6 protein-coding genes and 1 pseudogene are annotated in these 6,235 nt (G+C 71.9%); 4 read left to right on the forward strand and 3 right to left on the reverse strand.

All coding sequences use genetic code 11. The features are described 5' to 3' along the window. Positions 1-1,199, forward strand: a 1,199-nt coding sequence (locus ABTU92_RS15800) for a hypothetical protein (RefSeq protein WP_408092265.1), incomplete at its 5' end; no start/stop codon positions are given. Between the two features lie 65 nt (positions 1,200-1,264). Here the strand turns inward: ABTU92_RS15800 and yidD are convergent. Further along, positions 1,265-1,582, reverse strand: a pseudogene (gene yidD, locus ABTU92_RS15805) (membrane protein insertion efficiency factor YidD); the annotation flags it as partial. Between the two features lie 293 nt (positions 1,583-1,875). On the opposite strand from yidD, the gene ABTU92_RS15810 reads away from it, so the two are divergent. After that, entirely contained in the window at positions 1,876-3,138 is a 1,263-nt protein-coding gene (locus ABTU92_RS15810) for a hypothetical protein (RefSeq protein WP_408092267.1), read from the forward strand. 161 nt (positions 3,139-3,299) lie between these two features. Here ABTU92_RS15810 and ABTU92_RS15815 read toward each other — a convergent pair whose 3' ends face one another. Continuing rightward, a complete protein-coding gene (locus tag ABTU92_RS15815; RefSeq protein WP_408092269.1) occupies positions 3,300-3,740 on the reverse strand; it encodes an iron-sulfur cluster assembly scaffold protein in 441 nt (146 codons plus the stop codon). Positions 3,741-4,077: 337 nt separating this feature from the next. Here ABTU92_RS15815 and folE point away from each other — a divergent pair, with 337 nt between their 5' ends. Both folE and hisI read left to right on the forward strand, forming a co-directional pair. Continuing rightward, a complete protein-coding gene (folE, locus tag ABTU92_RS15820) occupies positions 4,078-4,734 on the forward strand; it encodes a GTP cyclohydrolase I FolE (protein WP_408092271.1) in 657 nt (218 codons plus the stop codon). A gap of 91 nt (positions 4,735-4,825) precedes the next feature. Further along, the gene (hisI, locus tag ABTU92_RS15825; protein ID WP_408092273.1) at positions 4,826-5,305 is read left to right on the forward strand and encodes a phosphoribosyl-AMP cyclohydrolase; all 480 of its coding nucleotides are present in this window, start codon (positions 4,826-4,828) and stop codon (positions 5,303-5,305) included. Positions 5,306-5,573: 268 nt separating this feature from the next. On the opposite strand, the gene rplI is transcribed toward hisI, so the two are convergent. Further along, entirely contained in the window at positions 5,574-6,149 is a 576-nt protein-coding gene (rplI, locus tag ABTU92_RS15830; protein WP_111359089.1) for a 50S ribosomal protein L9, read from the reverse strand. Between the last annotated feature and the right edge of the window lie 86 nt (positions 6,150-6,235).

Consider the following 6,235-nt stretch of genomic DNA (forward strand, 5'->3'; position numbering starts at 1 on the left):
CCCAAGGGGACGCCGCCCAGGAGCGCGTCGTCCAGAGCCGCGCCGCGGTCGTGTGGCTGATTCCCGATACCGAGCCGGTGCGCACCGCGCCGCCCCGTCTCGCGGCGCCCCGGCCCGCGCTGCCGCGCGCCGCCCCGTCCGAGCCGCTGCTGATCGCCGACTCGCCCGCCATGGTTCCGTCGGCCGGCGATCCCGGCGGCTTCGGCTGGCTGAAGCCGCGCCCCTTCGCGGGCGACCTCGCGGTGCGCGAGCTCGGCCGCCGGCTGGCGCTCGATCCGCACGCCGTGCCCGAGCCGCCCCAGCCGGTGCGGGTGCCGTGGCGTGGCGCCGGCATCGCCGCGGCGCTCACCGGGATCGCGGCCGCGCTGGCGCTGGCCGCCGTCGTCGTGCTGGTCCCCTCGGCGAGCCGTGACGCGGCCGGCCCGGCGCTCGCCGGCGCTCCGTCCGACCGTGCCCTGATGGCCGGGCTGGAGCGGGTCGCGCCGGTGCGGCTCGTGCTGGTCGAGCTGAAGCGGGCGCCGCGCGGCGCCGCGGTGCCGCTCGGCGTCACGCTGACGCGCGCCTCCGCCGACGGCGCCCTGGTGCTGACCGGCCTCGCGCCCGGGACGCGGCTGACCGCCGGGCTGCCGATGGGGCCGGACGCCTGGCGGCTGCCGCTCGCCGCGCTCGGCGATGCCGCGCTGGTGCCGCCCGACACCTTCGTCGGCACCATGGAGATCGGGCTCGAGCTGCGCCTCGCCGACGATGCGGTGGGCGACCGCAACGCCATGCGGGTGGAGTGGACCGGCGCGGTGTTCTCCGGCGTCGGCGGGGCCGCGAACGCAGCGCTGCCGTTGCGAGGAACGCGCGACGGCGCGGCCGCAGGCGATCCGGTGTCGCCCGGCGCCGTCGCGGCGGTCATGCCGCCGGCGCCGGCCGTCGATCCGGAGGAGATCGCCCTGCTGATCGATCGCGGAAAGGCCTTTTTGGCCGGCGGCGACGTCGCTGCCGCCCGCCTGCTGCTGCGTCGCGCCGCCGAGGCGGGCGACGCGCCGGCCGCGCTGCTGCTCGGCGCGACCTTCGATCCGGCCGCACTGGAGCGCCTGCAGATCCTCGGCGCGGTCGGCGACGCCGCCCAGGCGCGACACTGGTATCAGCGCGCGGCCGCGCTCGGGTCGACCGACGCGGTCCGCAAGCTCGACGCGCTCGCCGCACGCTGAGGCTCGCCCTCGTCGCCGGGGTGATCGGCGCCGCAGCCGCAGGCCGGGGCGACCCGGCCGGGCGGTGCGGCGAGCGTGCCGCGCCAGCGGCCGTACCGCCACGGCAGCCACCAGCGCGCGGCGCTCGGCACCTCGGTCGGCACGAAGTCGAGCCCGCGGGTGCCGAACGGATGGCAGCGGCAGAACCGCGCCAGCGTCATCCAGCCCCCCGCCCACAGGCCGAACCGCCCGATCGCCTCGTCCCCATAGGCCGAGCAGGTCGGCAGGTGCCGGCATTGCGTCCCCACGAAGGGCGACAGCGTGAGCTGGTAGCCCCGGATCAGCGCACGGGCGAGCCGGCGGGGCAGGGCGGCGACGAAGCCGATGGGCCGATGGTGTGGCATCGTCCTTGCTAAATAAACCTCCGGCAGGGCGCTGCAAGCCGGATCATTCCAAGCAGAGCTTTCCCGTCGTGAAAGTAATTCAGTACCAGACGGCAAGATCCGGACGGTGCATAGCCGCAAAAGGGCCGCTTGCGATGGTCGTTTGCGTACGTAAGATCACAGTTGCGCGAAAGTCGCGTGATGTGGCGAGATTGCAGAGCTGAACTGCCAACAATAACAACAGTAGTGCCGACGTGTACACGAAACGCGTTGCTGAAGCAGCACGGGGAACCGCAATGGAACGGTGCCGGATCGTGAAGCGATCCTGGGTCGGAGCCCTCGTCCTGGTGCTCTGCGCCATGCCGGTCGTCGCCGGCACGCCGGAGCTCCCGGCCAATCCGCGCACGCTCCCGATGCAGTTCTCGCTGCAGGAGCCGGCCGCGGGCTGCGGGACCGACTGCGCCCCGGTGGTCTTCGCCGCCGGCATGATCACGGCCGACACGCCGCGGCGCTTCGAGGCCTTCGCCACCGAGCGCAACCTGCACGACGGCAAGGTGGTGCTTGATTCCGACGGGGGCTCGGTGCTGGGCGCGCTGGCGCTCGGCCGCGCCATCCGCCGGCTCGGCCTCGACACCACGGTCGGGCGCGCCGAGCGTGCGGCGACGGCCGGTAAGCCGGCCGCGATCGCGCCGGCGAACTGCGAATCGATGTGCGCCTTCGTGCTGCTGGGCGGCGTGCATCGCGACGTGCCGGCGCGCTCGCGCGTGCTCGTCCACCAGATCTGGCTCGGCGACCGCCGCGACGACGCCGTCGCGGCGTCCTACTCGGCCGAGGATCTCGTCCTCGTCCAGCGCGACATCGGCGCCATCGTCCGCTACACGGCCGAGATGGCCGGCAGCCTCGGCGGAGGGGCCGAGCTGATCGAGATCGCGCTCAAGATCCCGCCGTGGGAGCCGATGCGGCTCCTCAGCCGCGACGAGCTGAAGCGCACCGGGCTCGACCAGGCGATCCCGCCGGTCGCGGCGCGCCAGACCTCGGCCGCCGTCACCCCGGTCGCCATCGTGCCCGAGCGGTCGCCGCCGACGAGCGAGCGCGGCTGGATGGCGGTGGACGGCACGTCCGGACCGATGCTGGTGCGGCGTCACCCGCTCACCGTCGAGGGGGAGCGGATCGGCAGCTTCGATTTGAGCCTGAGCTGCGGCGACGTCGCCGGCACCTACGGGCTCACTTATGCGGAGCGCCGGCAGGCCGGGCCGGGTGGCGGCGAGGCCGTGCCGCTCGACCGGGTGCGGCTGTGGATCGAGCAGACCGAGGTGACGCTCGACCTCGTGTCGTCGCGCGGCGACGGTCGCAGCGTCGAGAGCGTCGCGATCGGCACCGTCGCGGCGCCGCTGGTGCGGACCTTCGCAGCGGCGACCACCCGCTCGGTGTCGGTGCTCACGGCGTCCGGCAGCACGTCCGGGACGACGACCCGCATCGGCAATGCCGGGCTCGGCCGGGTGTTCGGCCAGCTCGAGGCGGCCTGCGGGCGCGGCAAGCGCGACGTCCACGCGCGGGTCGAAGCCGCGGCCCGGTGAGGGGCGGTTTCGGCCGGAGTTTTACGCGCCGGTCATTCCGGGGCGCGGCGAAGCCGCGAACCTGGAATCCAGCGACATGCGCTGAACTCGTGGTTGGATTCCGGGTTCGGCGCTGGCGCGCCGCCCCGGAATGACGACGACAGCCATCTGCCGTCGTTCACTCAGCCGCCCGTCCGCTCCGCCGCGATCTGGTCCAGGGCCGACACCACTGCATCGAAAGTGAGCAGCGTCGAGGCGTGGCGTGCCTTGAACTCGCGCACCGGCTCGAGGACCGCGAGATCGGCCCAGCGGCCGTCCGGCGGCGGGCCGCTCTCCTTGAGCATCCTGCGCATCGCCTCGCGCAGCGCGCGCAGCTCGTCGGCCGTCGAGCCGACGACGTGGCTCGCCATGATCGACGACGAGGCCTGGCCGAGCGCGCAGGCCTTCACCACGTGCCCGAAGTCGATGACGGTGCCGTCGGCGACCTTGAGGTCGACCGTGACGGTCGAGCCGCACAGCTTCGAATGCGCCGTCGCGCTGCCGTCCGGATCGGCCAGCCGGCCGAGGCGGGGGATGTTGCCGGCGAGCTCGAGGATGCGGCGATTGTAGATGTCGTTCAGCATGATGCCTGTCCGGGCGGGCGGGTCGATTTGCCTCGACCTCTGGCTCCGACTATACCCCCTCATATAGGACATCGGCCGGGTCGGGCGAGAGGCGCGTCCGCCGAGAGGTGCTTGCACCCGGGTTCGTCAGGTCCCACATGTTGCGGGTCGGGCCTGCCCGGGCCGGACTGTCCCATCGGCGTGCGCCGGGCTCGTCCCGGGGAGGCTTCGCCGGATCGTCGCCGTCCCTCCGGTGCGCGGCTTCGCCCTTGCGGTGTGGCGTGCGCCGTCTGCGACGTGCGGTCGTTGCAGCGGTTCGGTGCCCCCGGCGTCGACCCGAACGGAGACGTCGCTCGCGATGGACCACGTGATCAAGAGTCTCACTCCCGCCGCCCGTCCGTCCGAGGCGCCCGGCGAGGTTCCGGGCGCGCCGACGCGGGCGCGTCCATCGCGCACCGAGGCCGAGGCGGCCGTTCGCGTGCTGCTCGGCTACATCGGCGACGATCCCGACCGCGAGGGCCTGCTCGACACGCCGCGCCGCGTCGTCGCCGCCTATGACGAGCTGTTCGGCGGCTATCACGAGAGCGCCGGCGAGGTTCTGGAGCGGACCTTCTCGGAGATCGGCACCTACGACGACATCGTGCTGGTGCGCGACATCCCGTTCACGTCGCACTGCGAGCACCACATGATGCCGTTCATGGGCCGCGCCCATGTCGGCTACCTGCCGGTCGAGCGGGTCGTCGGCCTGTCGAAGATCGCCCGGCTGATCGACATCTTCGCCAAGCGTCTGCAGACCCAGGAGCGGCTGTCCTCCGAGATCGTCACCGAGATCGACACCGTGCTGAAGCCGCGCGGCGTCGCCGTGATGCTGGAGGCGGAGCACACCTGCATGTCGATGCGCGGCGTGCAGAAGATCGGCAGCCGCACCATCACGACGCAGTTCACCGGCGTGTTCCGCGACGATCCGAAGGAGCAGTTCCGGTTCGTCAACCTGGTGCGCAACGGCATCGGCTGATCGTCCGTCGTCGGGCGCCGCGGGGCAGGGGACCGGCGTCTCGCAGAGCGGCGCATGACGTGCGTCCCCGCCGGGACCGGAAGCATATCGTATGAAGAGCGTCTTCGCGCCGCGCGGCACCACCGAGCAGATCGAGGAAGGTCGCGTCTTCGCCCCCAAGTTCGACGGCGACGGGCTGATCCCGGCGATCGTCGCCGACGCGTGGTCGGGCGACGTCCTCATGCTCGCCTGGATGAACGACGAGGCGCTCGTGCGCTCGATCGAGACCTGCGAGGCGTGGTTCTACAGCCGCTCGCGCGGCAAGCTGTGGAAGAAGGGCGAGAGCTCGGGCCACGTGCTGCGCATCATCGAGCTGAAGGTCGACTGCGATCAGGACGCGCTGCTGCTGCGCGTCGAGCAGGTCGGGCCGGGCGTCTGCCACACCGGCCGTGCCTCGTGCTTCTACCGCGCCGTGTCGCTGCGCGAGACCGCCGGCCACACGCTGCTGCTGCAGTTCAAGAAGGCCGAGAAGGTGTTCGATCCGAACGCCGTCTACGGCGAGGGCGCCGGCAAGGACAAGACGGCCGAGTAGCGGCGGGCGGCTCGGCATTTCACGGCGGTAGGCGAGCAAACAAAAACGGCCGGGCGATGTCCGGCCGTTTTTCGTTCGAGGATCGAGAGTGTGTCGGCGGAGGCCGATCGTCTCGTACCGTCGCGCGATTGCACGTATTCACCCCTCATGGTGAGGAGCGGTCACAGGCCGCGTCTCGAACCATGAGGCCGCCCCCGCCCTTCGAGACGCGCCCTTTGGGCGCTCCTCAGGACGAGGGCGGACACGTTCTTTCAGTTTCGCGCCGGTATCACTCTTCCTCTTGGCCGGCCTGGCCGGCTTCCGGATTCTCGAAGAACTCCTCGGCCGCCGCCTCGGCGACCTCGCGGTCCTCGCGGCGCGCCGTGACGTCCTCGCCGCGCTTGATCCGCTCGGCCTCCTCGGCGTTGCGGGCGACCACGACCGTGACGGTCACCTCGAGCTCCGGATGCAGCACGATCGGCACCCGGTGCTGGCCGATGGTCTTGATCGGCGCGTTGATGGCGACCTGGCTGCGGTCGATCGAGACGCCGCCTTCGCCGACCAGGGTGGCGATGTCGCGGGTCGTCACCGAGCCGTAGAGCTGGCCGATGTCGGAGGCCTGGCGCAGCACCACGAAGCTCTGGCCCTCGAGCTTGCCGCCGACCTTCTCGGCCTCGGCCTTGCGCTCCAGGTTGCGCGCCTCGAGCTGCGCCTTCATGCCCTCGAACTTGGCGAGGTTGTCCTTGGTGGCGCGCAGCGCCCGGCCCTGCGGCAGCAGGAAGTTGCGGGCGAAGCCGTCGCGCACCCGCACGACGTCGCCCATCTGACCGTGCTTGCCGACGCGCTCCAGCAGAATCACTTCCATGTCGTCTCTCCTTCGTGTTCGTCGATTCGTGTTCGTGAATACGGGGTGTCGAATGCGGGGAACTGGACGTCGTGATCAGTCCGGCG

Source organism: Rhodoplanes sp. SY1 (assembly GCF_046000175.1).
Taxonomy (GTDB): domain Bacteria; phylum Pseudomonadota; class Alphaproteobacteria; order Rhizobiales; family Xanthobacteraceae; genus Rhodoplanes.

Bases quoted from the DNA above. Each gene is read 5' to 3' on its own strand.
- hisI (WP_408092273.1), top strand. From the start codon at position 4,826: ATGAAGAGCGTCTTCGCGCCGCGCGGCACCACCGAGCAGATCGAGGAA.
- rplI (WP_111359089.1), bottom strand. From the start codon at position 6,149: ATGGAAGTGATTCTGCTGGAGCGCGTCGGCAAGCACGGTCAGATGGGC.
- ABTU92_RS15815 (WP_408092269.1), bottom strand. From the start codon at position 3,740: ATGCTGAACGACATCTACAATCGCCGCATCCTCGAGCTCGCCGGCAAC.
- folE (WP_408092271.1), top strand. From the start codon at position 4,078: ATGGACCACGTGATCAAGAGTCTCACTCCCGCCGCCCGTCCGTCCGAG.